The sequence below is a fragment of the Mesorhizobium sp. M0189 genome (assembly GCF_040322135.1).
Lineage (GTDB): Bacteria > Pseudomonadota > Alphaproteobacteria > Rhizobiales > Rhizobiaceae > Mesorhizobium.
Genome location: NZ_JAMYSW010000009.1, coordinates 1 through 18,818 on the forward strand (window position 1 = coordinate 1; position 18,818 = coordinate 18,818).

At 63.4% G+C, this 18,818-nt stretch carries 13 protein-coding genes and 8 pseudogenes; 6 read left to right on the forward strand and 15 right to left on the reverse strand.

What is annotated here, in order from left to right; translation table 11 throughout:
• The 4 genes and pseudogenes from NKJ09_RS17665 to NKJ09_RS17680 form a co-directional block, all read left to right on the forward strand.
• A partial coding sequence (locus NKJ09_RS17665; RefSeq protein ID WP_352763128.1) for a TCP-1/cpn60 chaperonin family protein occupies positions 1 to 476 on the forward strand: 476 nt, incomplete at its 5' end.
• A gap of 121 nt (positions 477 to 597) precedes the next feature.
• A pseudogene (locus NKJ09_RS17670) lies at positions 598 to 1,016 on the forward strand (sulfite exporter TauE/SafE family protein); the annotation flags it as partial.
• Positions 1,017 to 1,054: 38 nt separating this feature from the next.
• A pseudogene (locus tag NKJ09_RS17675) lies at positions 1,055 to 1,339 on the forward strand (3-oxoacyl-[acyl-carrier-protein] synthase III C-terminal domain-containing protein); the annotation flags it as partial.
• Between the two features lie 445 nt (positions 1,340 to 1,784).
• Positions 1,785 to 2,389 (forward strand): annotated as a pseudogene (locus tag NKJ09_RS17680) (IS5 family transposase); the annotation flags it as partial.
• A gap of 843 nt (positions 2,390 to 3,232) precedes the next feature.
• Here NKJ09_RS17680 and NKJ09_RS17685 read toward each other — a convergent pair.
• The 5 genes and pseudogenes from NKJ09_RS17685 to NKJ09_RS17705 form a co-directional block, all read right to left on the reverse strand.
• Positions 3,233 to 3,517: a hypothetical protein gene (locus NKJ09_RS17685; RefSeq protein ID WP_023723021.1), complete on the reverse strand. Its 285-nt coding sequence runs from the start codon at positions 3,515 to 3,517 to the stop codon at positions 3,233 to 3,235.
• 242 nt (positions 3,518 to 3,759) lie between these two features.
• Positions 3,760 to 4,110 (reverse strand): annotated as a pseudogene (locus NKJ09_RS17690) (transposase); the annotation flags it as partial.
• 143 nt (positions 4,111 to 4,253) lie between these two features.
• Positions 4,254 to 4,494, reverse strand: a pseudogene (gene nifH, locus NKJ09_RS17695) (nitrogenase reductase); the annotation flags it as partial.
• Positions 4,495 to 4,876: 382 nt separating this feature from the next.
• The gene (locus NKJ09_RS17700; protein ID WP_023723018.1) at positions 4,877 to 5,122 is read right to left on the reverse strand and encodes a hypothetical protein; all 246 of its coding nucleotides are present in this window, start codon (positions 5,120 to 5,122) and stop codon (positions 4,877 to 4,879) included.
• A gap of 28 nt (positions 5,123 to 5,150) precedes the next feature.
• Positions 5,151 to 5,354, reverse strand: coding sequence for a hypothetical protein (locus NKJ09_RS17705; protein WP_023723017.1), 204 nt, complete (start codon positions 5,352 to 5,354; stop codon positions 5,151 to 5,153).
• A gap of 28 nt (positions 5,355 to 5,382) precedes the next feature.
• Here NKJ09_RS17705 and NKJ09_RS17710 point away from each other — a divergent pair, with 28 nt between their 5' ends.
• Both NKJ09_RS17710 and NKJ09_RS17715 read left to right on the forward strand, forming a co-directional pair.
• Positions 5,383 to 5,661 carry a Fic/DOC family N-terminal domain-containing protein gene (locus NKJ09_RS17710; protein WP_245278789.1) on the forward strand — a complete coding sequence of 93 codons (279 nt, stop codon included), beginning with the start codon at positions 5,383 to 5,385 and terminating at the stop codon, positions 5,659 to 5,661.
• Between the two features lie 160 nt (positions 5,662 to 5,821).
• Entirely contained in the window at positions 5,822 to 6,103 is a 282-nt protein-coding gene (locus NKJ09_RS17715; RefSeq protein WP_352485048.1) for a Fic family protein, read from the forward strand.
• A gap of 694 nt (positions 6,104 to 6,797) precedes the next feature.
• On the opposite strand, the gene NKJ09_RS17720 is transcribed toward NKJ09_RS17715, so the two are convergent.
• The 10 genes and pseudogenes from NKJ09_RS17720 to NKJ09_RS17765 form a co-directional block, all read right to left on the reverse strand.
• Entirely contained in the window at positions 6,798 to 8,180 is a 1,383-nt protein-coding gene (locus NKJ09_RS17720; RefSeq protein ID WP_352485047.1) for an AAA family ATPase, read from the reverse strand.
• A gap of 102 nt (positions 8,181 to 8,282) precedes the next feature.
• Positions 8,283 to 8,524 (reverse strand): annotated as a pseudogene (locus NKJ09_RS17725) (AAA family ATPase); the annotation flags it as partial.
• 1,172 nt (positions 8,525 to 9,696) lie between these two features.
• Positions 9,697 to 10,949, reverse strand: a pseudogene (locus NKJ09_RS17730) (type II toxin-antitoxin system HipA family toxin).
• Positions 10,924 to 11,253, reverse strand: coding sequence for a helix-turn-helix domain-containing protein (locus NKJ09_RS17735; RefSeq protein WP_502901807.1), 330 nt, complete (start codon positions 11,251 to 11,253; stop codon positions 10,924 to 10,926). Before NKJ09_RS17735 ends, NKJ09_RS17730 begins: the two are co-directional and overlap by 26 nt.
• Positions 11,254 to 11,601: 348 nt before the next feature.
• Positions 11,602 to 12,651 (reverse strand): type 2 isopentenyl-diphosphate Delta-isomerase, encoded by a 1,050-nt coding sequence (gene fni, locus NKJ09_RS17740; protein WP_352483742.1) that lies wholly within the window; start codon positions 12,649 to 12,651, stop codon positions 11,602 to 11,604.
• 102 nt (positions 12,652 to 12,753) lie between these two features.
• A pseudogene (locus NKJ09_RS17745) lies at positions 12,754 to 13,638 on the reverse strand (terpene synthase family protein); the annotation flags it as partial.
• On the reverse strand, positions 13,635 to 15,185 hold the full coding sequence (locus tag NKJ09_RS17750; RefSeq protein ID WP_352763132.1) for a hypothetical protein: 1,551 nt from the start codon (positions 15,183 to 15,185) through the stop codon (positions 13,635 to 13,637). The gene NKJ09_RS17750 and the pseudogene NKJ09_RS17745, both read right to left, overlap by 4 nt.
• Before the next feature lie 146 nt (positions 15,186 to 15,331).
• Complete coding sequence (locus NKJ09_RS17755) at positions 15,332 to 16,324, reverse strand: polyprenyl synthetase family protein (protein WP_352763268.1); 993 nt, start codon at positions 16,322 to 16,324, stop codon at positions 15,332 to 15,334.
• A 154-nt stretch (positions 16,325 to 16,478) separates the two neighbouring features.
• Entirely contained in the window at positions 16,479 to 17,822 is a 1,344-nt protein-coding gene (locus NKJ09_RS17760) for a cytochrome P450 (protein ID WP_352763135.1), read from the reverse strand.
• Positions 17,822 to 18,667 (reverse strand): SDR family oxidoreductase, encoded by an 846-nt coding sequence (locus NKJ09_RS17765; RefSeq protein ID WP_352763271.1) that lies wholly within the window; start codon positions 18,665 to 18,667, stop codon positions 17,822 to 17,824. The genes NKJ09_RS17760 and NKJ09_RS17765 overlap by 1 nt, the downstream gene beginning before the upstream one ends.
• Positions 18,668 to 18,818: the final 151 nt, after the last annotated feature.

Consider the following 18,818-nt stretch of genomic DNA (forward strand, 5'->3'; position numbering starts at 1 on the left):
GCGTCGATGACGCCCTCAACGCGACCCGCGCGGCCGTCGAAGAAGGCATCGTTCCCGGCGGCGGCGTCGCCCTGCTGCGCGCTTCGCTGGCCATCACCGTCACCGGCGCCAATGCCGACCAGACCGCCGGCATCGCCATCGTTCGCCGCGCCCTGCAGGCTCCGGCCCGCCAGATCGCAGCGAACGCAGGCGCCGAAGCTTCGATCGTCGCCGGCAAGATCCTCGACAACAAGGGCGCGACCTTCGGCTTCAACGCCCAGACCGGCGAATATGGCGACATGATCGCCATGGGCATCGTCGATCCGATGAAGGTCGTGCGCACGGCTCTCCAGGACGCGGCCTCGGTCGCCGGCCTGCTGGTCACCACCGAAGCCATGATCGCCGAGGCTCCGAAGAAGGAGTCGGGTGGCGGCGGCGGCATGCCTGGCGGCATGGGCGGCGGCGGCATGGGCGGTATGGGCGGTATGGATTTCTGATCCAGCCAACCTCCAACTACAGGAAAAGGGCGGCAGCGATGCCGCCCTTTTCTCTGGCGCGGATCCAAGCCGGCTGCCCGATCCACAGGCCTGCATGCGGCGCACTTTATGGCGGACACCAATGACTGAATTCATTCTGTTCGCCATAGTCGGCTTTCTCGCCCAGGCGGTCGACGGTGCGCTTGGCATGGCATACGGCGCGATCTCCTCGACGGTTCTGCTTTCCTTCGGCGTTCCGCCGGCGCAGGCTTCGGCCGCGGTGCACGCGGCGGAAGTGTTCACCACGGCCGCATCCGGCACGGCGCACCATTACCACCGCAATATCGACTGGAAGCTGTTCTGGCGGCTTGCACCGTTCGGCATCCCCTCGGCGGCTGCCTCGGCGCCTTCGTGCTGACCTTGTTTCGACGGCGACATGGTGAAACAGCTCCGGTGGTTCCGCAAGATCCCCAACAATCCGGTTCCTACCTGCCTGGTGGCTCCGCTGGGCGCCGCAGGCGCGTTCCTCCACCGGCCGGTGGCGGTGGTTGGGGTCCGATGGTCGGCGGCTGAAACACCGCTGGGGGCAATGTTCAACGGATTTCCTGGCCGAGCACGGCCTGACCCCGCATGGCATCCGCCGGTTCTGGCTGCATCAGGCCAATGCGCGCATGAACGCGATGATCCTGAAGCTCTCCTTCGGCCATGATGTCGGCATGACCGGGCGCCAATGGTGCTGGAGCGGCTCGGCAACACGGCGGCGGCCGGCGCGATCATCGCCTTCAAGGAAAACCACGAGGATATGAAGGCGGGCGATTACGGCCTGCTCTGCACCTTCAGGGCGGGGATACTCGATCGGCGGCGCACTGCTCAAGAAGCTTTGACGGGTTTTGCCCGCTCGTTGGCCGGCGCTCTCATGCGCGGCACACGTGAAGGCTGTTCGCCAGTTTGTCACTCGCCCGACCAATGCTATTCTGGATGGACTGGAGCTTCGGACGGCTTGTTCATGAAGGCAGTGTTTCGCCATGCCGGTTTGCCTTGGATCGTCGGGCTCGCGGGCTTCGCGCGTTATGCTCGACGATCGCGAGACGCCGAGCATAATCCGATCCGTCAACCGCACGGCACTATCAGCAAGGCTACGGCGGGGGGCCGCTATCCTCACGCACCTCGGTCATGCCGCAAGCCGCCCTCGCATTCAATGTGTTAGTGGATTCGTGTGAATCTACATCCACACAAACATGTGCTCCAATATTGATCTCGCCGAAGGGGTTGAGCAGCTGGCGCGGTCGTGATTCCAACGGGTTGTCGAAGCCTGATTGGAGAGACCTGATGTGGACGCCAGCTACTCGCCGCCAGCATAACCGCGGAAGCCTGCGTTACGAAACAGACATGACGGACGCAGAGTGGAGTTTGATCGCGCCACTCATGCCCACGGCGCGCCCGACGGGGCGACCGCGCAAATGGCCATTGCGCGAGATCGTGAACGCGATCTTCTACGTCATGCGCGGCGGGATCGGGTGGCGTCTTCTGCCATCGGATTTTCCGCCGAGGAGCACGGTGTTTCGCTGGTTTTGCTTGTTCCGTGACACATGCCTGTTCGAGAAGATCAACCACAAGCTCCTGATGCTGGATCGCGAACGTTGCGGCCGAGAGGCTTCACCCACGGCCTCCGTCATCGACAGCCAGACCGTGAAGACCTGCGAGAGTGGCGGGCCGCGTGGCTATGACGCCGGCAAGAAGATCAAAGGCCGCAAGCGCCATGCGCTGGTCGACACCGACGGTCGGGCTCTCGTCCCTTATCCGCATCCCGCCAGCATCCAGGATCGCGACGGCGCCGGCCCGGTCCTGAACGCCTCGCGGCGACCATTCCCCTTCATCCGAAAGGTGTTCGCCGACCTGGATATCAGGGACCGCGTGTGGCCGAAGGCACCAGTGCGGTTACCAACCCGCGGATAAGAGCTGGATCAACCGTCGTCTTAAGCCCCATCTCGTCCCGTGCTGCCCATCAACGAAGGACAAACCTGTGACAAAGGACATGGGGCGGAAAAGCTCATCCATCACCCTTGACCACGGTCCGCTCCGTCGTCTGCTCCGTCGTCTGGCGGATTGCACAACAAAGATTTAGGAAATTTCTCACATTTCCGTCCCCCGTTGTAAGTGGCGCCCGGATCCGGAGCGGTCGTTACCAGGGCCAGCGCGATCGCAGGAAGTATCGGGCGCAGCCAGTCAGGCCGAAATTTCGTCGACGGTTTCGGGAGGCCCGGGGCCGCGACATCTTTTGGTGACGGTGTCATTGTTGCCTTTCTCTCGTTCTTTAATGTTTTGCGGATGATCCGGTGTCGTTTGCCATCTGCGATCGGCACGTCGGACGGTTTTGGTAAGGTGACTGGTTTCATAAGGTCGCCAGTTGTTGTCCCAACAACAACCCTTTTGGCAGAGCTAGCTGACAGTAGCCTCAAAAGCAGTCAGCGAATTTCACGACGTAGTGGTCGAGGCCGAGATCGTCTTTGGTGCGCTCGAAGCCATTCCTCGACCGCCCAGCGCAGGCGGCGGCACCGGCCAGTTCGGCCAACGCCGTGCCCCAGACCAGATAGTAGGCGAGCTTCTCCGGCTCCTTGCGGTGGTCGGAATGACGCTGCTGCCAAAACCTGTGGCGACGAAGCCGAGATCCCCCGCTTCATCGCCGGACCAGCTCTAGCCGCACACGCCTTTGATCCTATCGAGTGCCCGGTCGCGTCGTAAGGAACATCCTGACAGGCTGCATAAACGACATGAATCTACCAATCTTCAAAACAGGGCCATGGGCGGATGATGACCGGACGATAGATCACCGGCCGGTCCCAAGGATCGAAAGCGCACGCGCTTCTCAGGTCCGCGCGGCGCTCGAGCTCGATGCGCTGCAGACATTCGGCGAAGGCATCGTTCCCGACGAAGCCGTAGGACCGGCATTGCGCCTCGTCCGCGGCACGGCGGTCCTCGTCCGCGGCACGGCGGTCTTCCGCCGTCATGCAGCCTGTGCAGATTGTGGCCAGCGCGACCACCATCGCCGTCTTATACCACATACTTTCCTCCTCGACACAAAAGTTGATTGTAGAGATTCTGGGAAGCATTAGATCGCCCGCGGAACCTAGCCCGCTTGATGCACGGCGAAGAGCTTTCGGCGGCCTGAAGCGGCGATCTGGTTTCCTTTGCTGTGCGTTTTCCCAAGCCTCATCAGGCGCCGGCGGTGATCCGTCGTGATGGAAGGCGAGGGTTTGCGGGTTGAGGTCAGCGGGTTTGTTCCGGGACGTCTGCGCCCCATTGCTTATATCGCGAGTTGCGGGATGCGACTGAGGACGATGCGTAGAATGCGCTGGTCCGGGCAGGATGTCGGCAGGTGCAGGCGGATTTGGGTCTTCATGTCGACCATGCGAGCGGCGATCTTGATGAGGCGCAGTCGCAGCGTGTCGAGTTGAGCGACTGCAAAGCTGGAGCGTTTCGGCATCGCGGCACGCAGGCCCCCCATAAGCCAGTAGGCGCCGGCATGCAGGAACAGCCGGAACTGGTTGGCCGTCGCTCTTGTGCCGGAGGTGCGGTCGGCGGCGAGATGCGTCTTCCACGACTTGATGTGGTTCTCGGCAGCGCCGCGCCGGCAGTAGACATCCTCGTAAAGCGCCAATGGGCATGGAGTGCCTGCCATGCAAAGCGAACGGCAGTCATGATGATATCCTTTGCGAGCTCATAATGGAGCGACGATTTGCGCGACAATGCATCAGGTGTCCTCACAGCATGCTGTACAACAAGTCAGGATGCATGGAAGTAGCCGGCCTTGAGCACGTCCTGGAGTTCGAGATCTTCCACCGGGCCTTCTTGTGCTGCGAGGTGCAGGACGTATCCTGCGCCTTCGCGTTCAGGATCAGGCGGGTGGAGTCGGCTTTGTGGCCGCAGCCGACGATGAGGATCCTTTGCCCGAGGTCGACAAGGGCGGCGAGCGTGGGACGTCGTCGACTTTGCCGATGCCCCCCTTGCCGTAGAACGCGATCTGACGCAGACGTGACATGTAGCTTTCCTTCTTCTGTTCCATTTGCGGCTGCCCGCGCCATGAAGGCAGCTCGCCGCCTTGCACCAAGGGCTTCAAGACCCGTGCCAACTCGGCTGAGTTGGGCCGGAGCAAAATTTGTGAATACTTTTCAGCTGCTTAGCCCGAGGCAACAAGAGATTGGCTAAGCAAACCGTGTGTAGCGGACCCGACAAAGACGACAATGTGTCGGATTCCGTTACTTGCGACCGCTATTGATCTCCCAGGAGCCCGACAACTGGCCGGCCTCCAATCGGGTGATCCATGTTGAACGTTAGCACATGCTTGGTCTCTGCGCCTCGCTGCGGCCGCATTAGGTAAGCGTCAGCCGCTGGGTGACGTTGACGGCGTAGATTCTTCACGGCTAGACACCCGAAATCGGCGTGTTGGGCGGGTTCGGGATAGGGGAGAGCTTCGCAGTGTGGATCGGCCCGCCGGTTAAGGAATCGTACTCGCTGGCGATCCTGACCGCTTCCTCGGCCGTTCTGCCCGCGTGCAGCGGGCCCAGTGCAAACTCCGTGCCGGAGCCGATCGCGAAGAATGGCGCCTCGAGCGGCCCGGTAAAGCAGGACCAATGGTTCCAGTAGTGGACGGTGCCGTCGGTCCACACCAGCAGCGCCTTGACGCCGATCTTGCTGTCATGGGTGGGGATGGCCTTCGTTGACCACCTGGCTGCACCATTTGGCGAAGGCGTCGGTCTGGCCGCCGTGGCTCGCGGCGTCGGTCTGGCCGACATCACTCGACGAGGACGCGACCAGGGCGCCATTGGGCAGGACGTGCAGGTTTTTCTTGAAGCCGATCGGGCTGCCGTCGCTCGAATAGACGCGGCTGTCCGTTGCCATGATCCCATCTCGGTACACAATGGTCGTCATGGCAATCACCCGAGGTCGACAAGGGCGGCGAGCGCTGGCGATATGGTGCCTTGACCTCGATTGGTTCATCTATGCCTTCGTGCGCAAGGAGGCAGTGATCTCGTCGCAGATCGAGGGCACGCAGGCAGCACTCGTGGACCTTCTGGCTTTCGAGGCCGAAGAGGGGCCGGCACCCAACGCCGATATGGAAGCGGTCACGAACTACCTCGACACGCTCGCCTATGCCCGCGACCAGCTTGCGTCGAAGCAGGGGCTGCCGATTTCCATGCGCTCCTGAACGAGACGCACAAGCGGTTGATGCGCGTCGTGCGTTGTTCGAACAAGAAGACGTACGCCGCAGCCAGAACTGGATCGGGGGAAGTCGGCCAGGCAATGCGACCTAGGTCCCGCCGCCACCGGATAAGCTTCCCCAGCTTCCCAGCGAATTTGAGAAATACATCCACGTCGACGATCCGCTAGCGAAGCTGGTGCGGGCAGGTTTTCGCCACGTGCAGTTCGAGATCATTTATCCCTATCTCGACCGCAACGGGCGGATCGGGCGACTCCTGATCGCCCTGCTCTTGGAGCACTGGGGCTTACTAAAGGCGCGGCTCCTCTATCTCAGCCTGTTTTTCAAGCGCCACAGGGAAGAGTACTACCGGCGCCTCGATTTTAATCCGGTGGAAGGGAACTGGGAGGGCTGGATAGACTTCTTTCTCGATCGCCACCACTTCCGGTGAAGCCGTCGCTTCGGCGCGTGAACTGTTCAATCTCGTATCCTCGCACCGGGTGCGACTGCTCCAAGCCCAATCCGCCTCCGGCTCCGCAGTCAGACTGTTCGAGCAATCGCCGCGTCATCCGGTCGTGAGCGTTGCCTCGGTCATAAAGTTGATCGGCGTAAGCAAGCGACCGCGATCCGTGCGATCGAGGCGCTGACCGAAGCCAATATTCTCGTGGACACCATGGGGAAGAAGCGCGACCGCAGCTTCGCCTATCGCGCCTATCTGGAATGCGTGCGAACCGGAACGGAATTGGACAGTGGCTGATCGCTACCAACCGCGAAATCATATCACGCTGTCAATGACCGTGGAATCCCGACCCCCCATTTTCGCGTGCTCATTCCATGAAAATCACACCACGCTGCGCGAACGACTCCTGCAGCCTCGCCAATTAGTGGCGACGCTTCGGCTATCGGAGGCTGTTCATCCAGGGCTGGCAGTGCGCAAGCGTCGTTCACGACGAACACTGACTGCGGCGGATCGGAGCGGTGCGGGACCGCTCCGCAGGTGAGCCGCCAGGTGAATTCGGGCACTCATCGTTCCTGGCCTCGCATCGAGCCGACCAGGCATGGCCGAGGGGCGCCCACTGGCGCCTTGCGCTGATTAGAGCGAAGTCATCGAAAATCAGCACAAGGCGCACTCGGGCCGCAGAACTTTAGCCGCAGCAGTCACTGTCATCTTCTTCGGCCTTTTTTCTTCTTGACGCCTTGTCGGTGAGGCCGACGATGCGCCTGTTGAGACGGCTGGACAATACTCCGGAGTCGCCGAAGACCACCTCCACATCGTCGCGCGAGACAAAATGAGAGCCATCTCGCGCGAGGCTCCGTTGGGCCAGACGACGGACCATCTCCTTGACATAGACCGCGCTGCTGCCGTCTGAGCGTGCGACGGCATCGGCCACCGCTCCGCTCTCGAAGGTGAGAGCACCACCATAGAGCGCTATCAGCCGCTCGCGGCAACCAGCGTCGGGGAGCGGAATTTCAATAGCTTCGTCCACGCGGCCCGGGCGCGAAGCGAGCGCTTCCTCAATGTCCTCCGGCCGGTTCGTCGTCAGGAAGAAAAAGATATCTGTCCCTGACTCAAGACCGTCCATCTCGTTCAACAGACGGTTGAGGAGGCGTTCGGCCTTTTGACCATGAACATCCTCTCGCGACCGGCCCACCAGATCGACGTCCTCCAGCACGACGATGCTCGGCTGCAAGGTACGCGCCAGCGCGATGTAGAACCCAATCGCAATTGTCTGCTCAGCCGTGACCAGAACGGTAGTGCGGCCAGGCAGGTTGGCACAAACATGACGGATGACGTGCGTCTTGCCTGTCCCAGGAGGTCCGTAAAGCAGAATACCCTTTTGCGTCGATTGGCCGAGACGCTTCAGCTCCTCTCGGTGTCCATCGAAATCGAAGATGTGGGCATCAAGACGCGCCATAGTTGCCTCGGAAAGCACCAGGTCGTTCCGGCATACGGCAGGAAGACCATGAACCCGCATCGTACCCTGCATCCCAGAGGTTCCTGCATCTTCTTCGAAAGAGAGGACCTTGTTGCGATAATATCGTGAGCTCTCGCAGCCCTCCTGGATCTTGCGAAGAAATTCGCGCGAGAAGTCGCATGCCTGCTCGCCGGGCAGAAAAGCGATTTCCACTTGAACGTATGTCATGCCATTGTATGGGGCGGTGAACTGCGACAGAAAAACCGCAACCGGCTCGTCGCCGATCTGGAACAACCACAGGCCGTTGTGCAGAGACGCATAAGGCTCCTCTTCGCCGATGTCGATGTCCTGATATTGCAAGGGTGTTATCGGAACGACGGCATGTTCCTGGCGAATGATAAGGTCTGATAGCTTCATGGGCTCAGAGTCGTAGAACTGGTGGACGCCGACCAGCTTGGGAGACAGAGGCGCGATCTGCTCTTCGATCATGGTTTGAAGATCCGGCAGGAGATGTGGATAAAACCGTCGGTGGGAGCTCGTCAGCTCCATCAAATCATCGGTTTTGAAATGGGCATGAAGTGCCTGCCAGGTAAAGCGAATAACCTCAGTCATGGTGATATCCTTTGTGAGTTCACAATTGATCGACGATTCGCGCGACAATGCATCAGGTGTCCTCACAGCATGCTGTACAACAAGTCAGGATGCTTGGAAGCAGCCGACCTTGAGCACGTCCTGAAGTTCGAGATCTTCCACCGAACCTTCTTGTTCTGCGAGGTGCAGAACGTATCCTGCGCCTTCGCGTTCAGGATCAGGCGGGTGGAGTCGGCTTTGGGGTCGTAGCCGACGATGAGGATCCTTCGCCCGAGGTCGACAAGGGCGGCGAGCGTATTTTGGGACGTCGTCGATTTGCCGATGCCCTCCTTGCCGTAGAACGCGATCTGACGCAGACCTGACATGTAGCTTTCCTTCTTCTGTTCCATTTGCGGCTGCCCGCGACATGAATGCGTTGGCAGCTCTCGCCGCCTTGCACCAAGGTTTTCAAGACTCGTGCCAACGTGACTGACTGGGCCGGAGAAGAAAATTCGTGAATTCTTTTCAGCTGCTTAGCCCGAGGCAACAAGAGATTGGCTAAGCCAGCCTGTGTCGCGGACCCGACAAAGGCGACACAACGTGTCGGCTTCCGTTACTTGCGACCCGCATACCTCGCAGACCGGAAAGAAGTTGGGAATGTCAGGCAGCGAGTCTGAGGCGATTTTGATCGGGGAGACCGCAGCAAGGACGTCGGTCTACGCATACCTCTGTATCGCTCCAGCCTGCCATTGATCTGGGCCGGCCGTTCGCACATTGAACACGAGCTGGCGCTCAACCGCGACCAACACATCTGCCGCTTTTTACAATGCGTTCGTTGACGGCTCGACCTCGCCTGTCTTGTCTTGGCGCACCCTGGTTATCTTCAGATAGTGGTGCCGAGCGGAATTTCTTACACGCCGCCCAAGCGGTCGTTGGGCCGTCGCGCTGGTGTTGTCACTAATCGCACGTATGATGGCACTCGTGCTGCACCCCGATTTGCAGCTGCTGCTGGGCCAGCTTCTGGTGCTCCAATTCGGCTGGAGTATCGCCAATCATGTCGCCGCGCAAGCCAAGAGGTTCTTGAGCTGTCCCGGAGCGTCGGGTCCTGCAATCGTGACACGCGCCGGGGGTCTCATTCTGAACCGCAGTCGCGTCGGTCCACACGGCGCATATCTGACGGGCACTCGAGAACGCTCAGTTGATTTTGTCGCTTGTCGGAGATGACTGTCGGGCCGCTTAACCGCAATGTTGGATGAGTTTTGCCGGAGCCATACTTTCTAACGCTATCTTTGTTGGTCCAATTCGCCGCAGCCAGAGCACCGGATAAACATCATCTGCATGCGACAAGCGTTTCCCTCAGCACCTAAGGCTCGCAGCGGAACCTGCATGTACGTGTTTTATAAAGAACATCATAGTTCTACTGCGACTATGTCGCAAATCCGACATCGTTGGACAGCGGACAAAACTGACGCGCAACAAAAAGGGAGAAGCCTGCCAAGTGAGGCTGGGCCACCGGCGCTGGCGATCATTCCGCCAACGTTAAGCCAAGAGGCTCGGCTCACTTCTCGGCGCAGGAGTTCAGTATCGGCGTCATCGCCTTCACATGCTCGTCGATCCACCCGAGCACTTTCCCCGCGACAACGTCGCGCTCAGGCAGATGCCACCAGTGCTCGTTGACGAGTTCGACGGTCTCGACCACTGCCTTCAGGACTGGCGGCTCCGGATTGCACGGTTCGCAAATGCTTTCCATCGCGGTGCTGCTAGCGCCTTGAACGAGCGCTCTCCTCCAAGCGAAAGCGCCATGGCGTCGGCGGGACTATATGGCACGGTCGACAGAACGTCGTAGATTGGTGCAAGCACCGGCTTGTCGCCTTTACCGGGATAGATCAACGACCAGTTCTTCAGGTGCATGTCGCCATTGCCGGTGATGACAGTCAGCGCCAAGCGGCGGACGAATTCGAGAGCCGCCGTAGTCAAGACGGCCACGCCAAGAGCCGAGGCTATGTCATGGTAAGCAGCGCCCTCGTATTTGCGCGAGGAATAGACACCGAAGACCTGAGCAAAATCCTCAATGTGAATCCTATCGCCATCGGCGCCGCGATCGAAACGTTTGACGAGAAGGACCTTGCCCTCCGACAGCGTGTTGAATTCTTCGGGAATGCCCTCAAAATTGGACTTCTCGACCAGTTCGCATTCAGGCACCTCCATGCCGATTGCTGCGGCCAGCGCCAGGTTGGCGAATTCGTTCTCCGAAACGCCCGGAAACACCGTTGAAGAAAACTTGGCGATGTACCGGCCTTGCTCGTCGTCCATCGGCAAGGTAAGGCCCCCGCCTTTTCCAGTTTCCATTCTGACCGACAGCTTCATCTGCACGCCGGCAAGTGAGAACCGTGCCTTGGGCTTATCCTTTGAAGCATCCTGCGAAACCGCTATCGCGCCGTCACTTGGCAACGCCCGTACGGCTCCCGGCAGATCGGCGCCCAGCGCCGCTAAGAGATCGAAATCATTGCCTGGCCGGACATTGCCTTCGTGGTGCTTTTCCATCGCCTCGCGTAGCTTCTCCTCCGGTAGGAGGTTCGCGAAAAAGGCCGGCAAGGCGCCCGCCAGAGGCTTCGGTCCTTTCCGCAATCCTCCGGTCGCTGCCCGGAACGACAGGCTGAAAACCGGAAAGCCGCCCGTCGCGCGGTAGGCCTCATCGAAGTTGAATGCATTGAAATCGCCCGGCGTCCTAACGATTGTGCCGATCTTCAGTGCGTTCAAGAGCACGTCCAGCGACGGGATCGTCTTAGGTGCGTGAAAGACTGGAGCCATGATCGTCATCGTCAGATTGAGGAACAAAGGCGGGCAGGTCGTCATCATCATGCGGACGCAACAGAGCCTGGACAGCCGGCACCATGACTTGCGGAACCAGCATCATTTCCAGACCGAGCGCGCGAGCGATATTCATGAGCGTCGTCGCACGCGCCGCCGCGGCTCCCTTTTCGATGTCGCGATAGCGGGGACGGGATATACCCGCCAAATCAGCGACCTGCTGCTGCGTCATGGCAGCGGCCAGCCTCACCTGCCTGAAAAGCCCACCGATTTCGCGCAGAATTTCCGATTCAGATTCCACCATGATACCTATACGATCTATTCCAATGCCCGATGATACGCAAAGGTATCTCATCAAGCGAGCAATTCAAACCTTCAATGATCTGTTCGCGTATCATATATGAAGATAATGATATGCAGAGAGATCATTCCTTCATTCGAGGATCTCCCAGGATTAGCGCTGCACAGCGAACGGCGTTCCTCCGAGAACAGCTGCCATGGCCACGGCCCAAAGCGTTTCTACCGAATGGGCGCGGTGCGTACGTCGCTGCGAAAACGGCTAACGGAAAGAACATTCAGCGGACGCCTAGTTGAACCTCGGCGATGCGCCCGACGGTGGCTCTATGAACGCGAAACAGACGCGACCGCGGCATCAACCGGCGGGCAGATGCGCCGAAGGCAACAAGCGCGCCTGACGCAACGCCGCCAGATCAGCCGACCCGGTGCAGAAGCAGGCGACGGCCAACTGGCGGATGACGATCTCGAAATGCGCGACAACCGCCTCGGTGGATACCGTAGCCGCGCGCAGCACGCCGGCCGCCTGCCCGGCGATGTCCGCGCCCAGGCGGATGGCCTTGGCTACGTCGACGCCGTCGCGGATCCCGCCCGACGCGATGAGCTTCACCGTTGGCAGCGCCCGACGTACCGCCTGCACGCTGGCCGGGGTCGGACCCCCCCAATCGGCGAACGCCATCGCCACTGCACGGTCGGCTGCATCGCGGGCGCGCTCGCCCTCCACCGCGGCCCAACTGGTGCCGCCAGCGCCGGCGACATCGATCACCGCCACGCCAGCCTCGACGAGCGCACAGGCCACAGAGGCGGACAGGCCCGATCCCACTTCCTTGACCACGATCGGCACGCCCACGCTGCGCGCGGCGCGAGCGATCTGCGCCAGGACGCCGCGCCAGTCGCGGTCGCCCTCCGGCTGTACCGCTTCCTGCAGCGGATTGAGATGGACGATGAGTCCATCCGCCTCCAGCGCATCCACCGCCCGGCGCGCCAGTTCCAGGCCGTCGGCCTCGCGCAGTTGCGCGGCGCCGATATTGGCCAGCAAGGGAATGTCTGGGGCCAAGCGGCGCAGCGCGCGCGACAGCCCCTGGGAGTTGCGGGATTGCAGGCTCACGCGCTGCGAACCGACGCACATAGCGATCCCCAAGGCTTGCGCTGCCTCGCTCAGATGCCGGTTGATGGCCTCGGCGCGTGGCATGCCGCCGGTCATGGAGCTGATCAGCAGCGGCGCGCGCATGGTCTTGCCCAGCAGCGAGGCGCGCAGGTCGATCTGCGTCAGGTCCAACTCGGGCAATGCGCAGTGTTCGAAACGGATGTACTCCCAGCCGGCGGCGACCGTGGCCGGGGCCGTTCGCCGATCCAGCACGATGTCCAGATGGTCGTCCTTGCGCCGGCTCAGGGCGGTGTCGCTCATGCTCGCTTCATCCGTCGCATCGGGCGACGGCGTTGCGTCGGATCGGACCGACGGCAGCGCGGGCACGCCGCCGCGTCCCGCGCGTTCAGGCCGACGCACGCTGCCTCCCCTCGCAGCGTCGCTGCCGTAGCGGCTGGTCGAGGTCTGGTAGTACTGCGCGCGGATGGTCGCCATGGCCTCGATCAACGGTCCCCAGGGCGCGGGAAAGCGTTCTTCCGCCATCACCCGGTGCAGCATGCGCGTATGGCCGGCCAGCTCGTCGTTGAGGAACTCCACCACAGGCATAGCCGGATAGCGCTGCAGCAGCAGGATCGCCGCATTGTCGGCCTCGCTGGCCGACCTGTCCTTGTCGCGTCCATGCAGATCGTTCTGCAGGCGCCCTATCGCGGAGATGAGGCGCAGGACCTGGCGAAACGCCGGACGCGCGCGCAAGGTCGCCATGTCCAATCCCCACAGCAACGACAGGCAACAGAACACGTTCGTGTAGGCGATCGAATCGATGCCGTTGTGCAGGTACTCGGCGTAGGACCAGCGTTCCGCCCCTGCCGCCTGCGCGTGTCCGGCGCGCAGCGCCGCGCAGTAGCACCGGGTATCGTCGAGAAGCTGAGCATAGTCGCGACGATCGTAGGCGAGCGCGGCCAGCGAAGCACGCAGCACAGCGCAGCCCTCGAATCCGGGGAGCGCGCACGGCACGCCCTGCCCCAGCGCCTGCTCCACCGCGGTGAGCTGCTCCGGCGCGATCAGGCCAAGGTCGTTGCAATCGTCGAGCCAGAACAGCAGCGCCAGTTCGCGATAGAACGCCACGATCAGCGTTTCGTCCTGCGGATCGCGGCCGGTGCGGGCGCTGGTGTCGCGCAGGCTCGGGTGGATGCGCTGCAGGATGTACTGGCCGCCCCTGACCGCTTCCACGGCATGCTCGTCGGCGAACCCGGTCAGGGAACGCCCCCACTCCAGCACCTGCTGCAGCGCGCGTTCGGTCTGGATCATGGCGCCGCTCCTGCTCCCTCGGCCGAGACGCGCCGCCCCCAACGAAGCGCCAGCCACAACCCGGCGAGTTCGGCCACGCGCACCACCCGGGTGGGACAATACAGTTCCTTGCCGATCCACAGCGGCGTCTGCGGCAATGCATGCGCCGCGTGGCGGGCGAGCATCCACTCCAGCGCACCCGCCACCGCCTGCGCGATGCGCCGGCGCCCTGTCGGCTCTTCGCTCCCGTCCATCACGTGCAACGCGAACAGCGCATAGGCGGTTTCCTCGAATGTGGACGCGCGACCGGCGCCCCAGCCGCCGTCGTCGCGCTGCGCCTGCAGCAGCGCCGCCAGCGCGCGCTCGTCGCGCCACTGGGGCTTGCCTTGCGCCAGCGCAGCGACCGCATGCGCGGTGGGATACAGCCACGAAACGTGCCATTTTTCGTTGTCCCATAGACCGTGCGGGTTGCGATTGGCCTCGACGTAGGCGCTGGTGCCGGCGGCCGGCTTTCCCAACATTCGCAACGCATGCAGGGCATGGATGTTGGTCGACACCGAGGCATTGCGCTCGCCGGGGAAGGTGACGAACAGCTCGCCGATTTCGAAACGGCGCAATGCATCGACTGCCGGGTCGCGGCCTGCAAGGCGCAGGACGCACAACGCAACGGCGGTGTCGTCCGCATCGGCCACGAAGTGCAAGGCCGGGCCCAGACCCCGCACGCCCAGCCGGGCGTCGAGCTCTGCGACGATCCCTTGCACCGTCTCGGCGAGCGCGGGATGCGCGAACAGCCCGGCCAGATGCAGGGTGTACAGCGACCAGCATGGCTCGAACACATTGATCGGCCAGACGTTGGGAACGACACCTTCGATGCCGCTGCGCGTCGCCCGCGATGCCGCCTGCAGATACGCGTCGGCGCACCCGACCTGCGGCGTGCTCCCCTGTGTCACGGCGCGCGCACGCCACGCAGCGGTGGCCGCCGGACTGATGCCGATGCTGCCGTCGTCATCCGGGCATGCGGTGGTCGGCGACGTCCCCCAGGCTTCCCAGGAGTGCAGCAACGGATGGCCGCTCGTCAACCTCCCCACCGCCCCCAGCTTGACCAGGCACGCTTGCCGCAACGGCAACAGCGCCGGGTGGCGCGGAAACGCCACGCCGGCCAGCAAGGATGCGGCCTCGCCGCATAACTGCGGCAGGATCAGCTCCGCGCCGATCGGCGCGTCTTCCGGCACCGCATGCAGGTAGGGATCGGGCTGGCGCTCGAGGAACCGGGTTGCAGCCTGGACTGCGTCGGCAGCGCCGGGAACAGGATCGGCACGCTGCAATGCCAGCAACGCCGCCCACGTGGGCGCATGGCGGAACAGCGGGAAGTCTGCGCTTCCCCATCCGCCATCGGCCTGTTGCTGCGCGATGAGCCACGCGTATGCGTCCTGCCGACCGGTGACGTTGCCGTGGAACTGCAGAGCTCGCGCCGTGTCGTAGACGGACGGACCGACGCTGCCGCCGTCGCTCATCTCGCTCAGCAGGTGGCGCAATTCGGAAAGGATCTGTTCGGACAGCGCGTTCACGCGGGATGTTCCTTCTGCAGACGGTTGGCGAGGACCAGGAGCGGGCAACGGCTGCGATGGGCGCCGCGGACTCGGACAAAGAGCAGCATGCATCGCCCGCCGACCGGTCGCAGCAGCATAGGGCGAGTCCATGCGGACGGGCGCGCTCATGCATATGGCGCGGACAGATACACGTTGGCCCGCTGCAGCATCTGCGCCAACCGTTCCGCACGCGGCCCCAGCGGGACGATGGCTTCCCCGGCGCCGCGCAACAAATCCAGCGCGAACTGGCGCGCTGCCTGCAGCCCCATGATCGACGCGCAGGTCGGCTTCTGCGCCGCCGCGTCCTTACCGGGGGTCTTGCCCAGCGTCGCGGTATCCGCTGTCGCGTCCAGAATGTCGTCGACCACCTGCAACGCCAGGCCGAAACAGGCGGTGTAGCGATCGAGCGCACAGTACAGCGCAGCGTGCGCGGCATCCTCCGCGATGGCGCACAGCGCGCCCATGCGAACGGACGCGCGCACTAACGCTCCGCTCTTCATCCGGTGCATCGCCACGATCCTGTCCAGCTCGGCGTGCTTTCCGACCAGCGACAGATCCATGGCCTGCCCGCCTGCGGCACCCTCGGCGGACACGGCCTGCGCCAGTTCGCGCACGAGCGCGATACGGTTGTCGCCCGGCGCATCCAGGCTCGCCAGGGTCAGGAAGGCGTGCGCCTGCAGCGCATCGCCGACCAGGATCGCAGTGGCTTCGCCGAACTTGACGTGCACGGTCGGAAGGCCGCGGCGAAGCACGTCGTCGTCCATCGCGGGCAGGTCGTCGTGGACCAGGGTACAGGCGTGCATCATCTCGATGGCTGCGCCGACGTCGTCGAGCATGTGCGCCGGCGTGTCGGCCAGTGCGCCGGCCGCCAGACACAGCAAGGCGCGGGTGCGCTTCCCGCCATGCAAGGTGGCGTAGCGCATCGCCGCCATCAGCTCGGTCTCACCGTCGTCTTCGGCGCAGAGAAGATGCGCCAGCGCCTGTTCGACCCGCTTTGCGCCGTCCTGCATCCAGATCTCCGGCAGCAGCCTGCCGGATGCGCCGCGCGCCTGCGCGCCCAATCCGCAGAGCGCGGAAACGCCAGTTCGGTCGTCGTGTAGCGTGGAACCGGTCTGCATGTTTTTCATGTCCTTGTACCTGACACGAGATGGCCACAGCGAGCGCCAAGCCGCAGCGGTGTTGCCGGCGGCGCACCGAGCGCGTGCGCTGAGTGCAGCAATGCCGCGCCTCGCCGGCGCCGCTGCCTCGCCACACGGGGCATGCGATGCCAGCTCATGAGAAGCCTATGCGGATTGCCATGGACGGATGTGCGGTCGGGTAATAGCGCCGGCCTTTTTCGACGCCGCTCAGCAACCGCGGCCGCACCCCGGCCTTGTGCATGATCAGCGCCAAGGCGATGCAGAACTGCACCATTTCCAGCCATACCAGGTGGTAGCCGATGCAGACGTGTGGGCCGGTACCGAACTGCAACATGTCCACCGGCCGGATCGGCTCCGTGCGTTGCAGCCACCGCGCCAGGCGGAACTGATCAGGCGCCTCGTGCAGCAGCGCCGAGGTCGAGAAATGCAGCAGCGGGATGCACAGATGGGTGCCCGCGGGAATGCGCCGTTGGCCGAGTTGCAATTCCTGCAGGGCGCGACGCGGCAGGAGCGTGGTCGCCGGATGCAGGCGCAGCGTCTCGCGGAACAGCGCCTCGGCGACCGGACACTCCGCCAGATCCGCGTGCCGGGTCGGCACCGCGCCCACGCGTTGCGCCTCCTCGACCAGGGCGTCCCACAGCACAGGCTGCCGCGCCAGCTCGATCACCATCCAGGCCATCGTCGAGGCAGTGGTGTCGTGACCGGCAAGCAGCAGCAAGCGGATATTGGCGACCAGGACGTCATCGGAAAGCGCATCGTCGCTGCGGTCGAAGGCGCTCACCATGTCGTTGATCAACCCGGTGCGCGCGGCATGCGCGCGCGCGTCGCGGATGAACTGGCGTGACTGCGCGTCGATCCAGTCTCGGGCGGCGCGGCCGCGCCGCAAGGGCAGTCCCGGCAGGTCGACCGGGGGCGCGACGATCAACTGCAGCAGTTGCCGGTACTTGCGATGCCATCCCGGCAGGTCCTGCGCGGGGATTCCCATCAGGCTGAAGATGAGCTTAAGCATCAGGTCGCCGGTTTCGCGCAGGATGGTCACGTCGCCGCGGTCGCGCCACGCCTGCACCCGCCCCCAGATGACGGGCGCGAACAGGTCGCCGATGCCGGCCTGGGTCAGCCCCTTGGGCAGGAACGCCGCCTTGATCGCATCGCGCGCCTGCCGGTGCGCGCCGCCGTCCTGGGCAACCAACGTTCCGCCAAGCAATTCGGGCGCGATCTCTTCGATCAGGGCCGAGGACACGTCCTTGTGCCGGAGCAGTGCGAACGCATCCGGATGCACGCAGGTCATCAGGTGTCCGGCAGGGCCGAAATCCAGCCAGAAGTGGCTGCCCAGCGTCCGTTCCGCGCGCCGCAGCAGGCGCGGCAGGTCGCAGACGATGGCGGGAAGATGCCCGACCAGGGGGAAAGCGCCGGGCATGACTGGGATGTCGCATCGCAGCCGGTGCCGACGATTGAGCGGGTTGAGCAGCATGTCCATCAGCAGCGCGCCGCCGCGGCCGCTTCGGCGGTGTCGCCGGCAGGCCGCGCGGCGCAGCTGTTGCCACCGTCGGCGTACGTCGGCACATGCGCCAGCATGCCGCCGTCGATGCACACGACCTGGCCAGTGATGAACGCAGCATCGTCGGAGAGCAGGAACGTCACGAGCGCGGCCACGTCCTCGGGGCGGCCGACGCGCTGCAGGAGCTGGTGACGGCGCAGATGCCGTTGCATGCACTCGTCCAGCTTGGCGAGGAGACGCTCGGTCATGACGAGACCCGGCGCAACGGCGTTGCAGCGGATCTGCGCATGACCGTACTGGGTGGCGAGCGAGGCCGACAGCATGTTCATCGCCGCCTTCGACGCGGCGTAGGACGTCTGCGCCGTGTCACCGCTGAGTCCCTGGCACGACGACATGTTGACGATCGCGCCACCGCCGCGGGCGATCATCCGTGGGATGGCCTGCCGGCAGCAGAGCAGCGTGCCGCGCAGATTGGTCGCCATGGTCTGATCCCAGACCGCCAGGTCCAGGTCGAGGATCGCGCGGTCGCGTGAGGTCAGATGCATGGCGCTCGCATTGTTCACTAGGAGGTCGACCCCACCGAAGTGCCGCTCCGCCGTCTCGAACAGCGCTGCCACCGCCTGCGCATCGGCGATATCCATGGCTAGGGGCAGCGCGTGGCCTGCTTCGGCCCCGATCTGCGCGGTGCAGGCGATGGCCGCCGAGCCATCAATGTCGGCCACCACCACTCTGCCGCCCCCGCGCGCGATGGCGAGAGCGCATGCCTTGCCGATGCCGGCGCCGGCGCCGGTCACCACAGCCACCTTGCCTTCAAACCGTCCCATCGTGTCTCCTGGATTGCATTGGTCTTTCGCGGCATACCGCTCGGCCTCCGCCGGAGAAGGCGCAGGGTCGGCGCTGGCGCGCTCGTCATCGCCAGCGTCGCTTTCGATGATCCGAATGGCGGCGACCGGGCACTGGCTGGCCGCAAGCCGC

Bases quoted from the DNA above. Each gene is read 5' to 3' on its own strand.
- NKJ09_RS17720 (WP_352485047.1), bottom strand. From the start codon at position 8,180: ATGACTGAGGTTATTCGCTTTACCTGGCAGGCACTTCATGCCCATTTC.
- NKJ09_RS17705 (WP_023723017.1), bottom strand. From the start codon at position 5,354: ATGGCAACGGACAGCCGCGTCTATTCGAGCGACGGCAGCCCGATCGGC.
- NKJ09_RS17760 (WP_352763135.1), bottom strand. From the start codon at position 17,822: ATGGACATGCTGCTCAACCCGCTCAATCGTCGGCACCGGCTGCGATGC.
- NKJ09_RS17685 (WP_023723021.1), bottom strand. From the start codon at position 3,517: ATGTGGTATAAGACGGCGATGGTGGTCGCGCTGGCCACAATCTGCACA.
- NKJ09_RS17710 (WP_245278789.1), top strand. From the start codon at position 5,383: ATGGCAATCACCCGAGGTCGACAAGGGCGGCGAGCGCTGGCGATATGG.
- NKJ09_RS17735 (WP_502901807.1), bottom strand. From the start codon at position 11,253: ATGGTGGAATCTGAATCGGAAATTCTGCGCGAAATCGGTGGGCTTTTC.
- NKJ09_RS17765 (WP_352763271.1), bottom strand. From the start codon at position 18,667: ATGGGACGGTTTGAAGGCAAGGTGGCTGTGGTGACCGGCGCCGGCGCC.
- fni (WP_352483742.1), bottom strand. From the start codon at position 12,651: ATGAGCGACACCGCCCTGAGCCGGCGCAAGGACGACCATCTGGACATC.
- NKJ09_RS17755 (WP_352763268.1), bottom strand. From the start codon at position 16,324: ATGCAGACCGGTTCCACGCTACACGACGACCGAACTGGCGTTTCCGCG.